The 870-nt window shown below is 40.0% G+C and carries 1 protein-coding gene; it reads right to left on the bottom strand.

Annotation, left to right across the window (positions count from 1 at the left end; all coding sequences use genetic code 11):
* Nucleotides 1-825 (bottom strand): IS110 family RNA-guided transposase (locus AC3WLU_RS26730; protein ID WP_492598227.1); only part of this gene is annotated, 825 nt, incomplete at its 3' end.
* Nucleotides 826-870: the final 45 nt, after the last annotated feature.

Below are 870 nucleotides of genomic sequence, written 5' to 3'. Positions count from 1 at the left end.
GCCCATCTCTGCAATAAAAGTAGCTGCGGCAGCTTTGTTCACACCAGGTATACCATCCAATAATTCTACTTCCTTACGATATGGGGACAGGAGTTGATCGATTTGTTTTTCCAATTCTTTTATGGCTTTTTCTAAATAACTCATATGCTCCCAATGGTAACGCAACATATCACGGTGATGACGGCGAATACGACCATTAATTGCATTTGCAATGTCAGTAATACTTGCTTTTGTTCGCCAATCCACCATTTTTCGGAGACCATCGGTCTCTATTTTTTCGCCGTTTAGAATCGCTTCAAGGATACGGCGTCCCGATACACCAAAAATGTCTGATAATACGGATGTTAGCTTGATATTAGCATCTTGAAGAATTTTGTGAATGCGATTCTGCTCTGAAGTGCGATGATGAATCAATTTTTTTCGATAACGAGTAAGATCTCGTAAATCACGAATATTTTCTGGTGGGACAAAATTGCTTTCAATAAGTCCGCATCTTAAAAGCTTGGCGAGCCATTCGGCATCTTTCACATCAGTTTTACGCCCTGGAACATTTTTGACATGTCTGGCATTGGCAAGAACAAGGTGAAAAGAATCTTCGAGTATATTCCATATTGGTTTCCAGTAGACTCCAGTACTTTCCATCACAACATCGGATACCTGAAGGGTAGCGAGCCAATCACTTAAAGCCAACAGTCCCGTTGTTGTAGTTGAAAAAGTTTCAATAGAGGTTTTTGGCTTTTTATCTAATGGACCAAATAACACACAGGCTACTACTGTTTCTTGGTGTACATCTAAGCCAGCACACCGTTCAATCATTGCTTCCATAGGAGAATCACCTCAAAAAAAGATTAACAATACATATGACAGGAG

Source organism: Peribacillus sp. FW305-BF15, from assembly GCF_058783805.1.
This window is presented reverse-complemented; position numbering and strand designations above follow the sequence as displayed.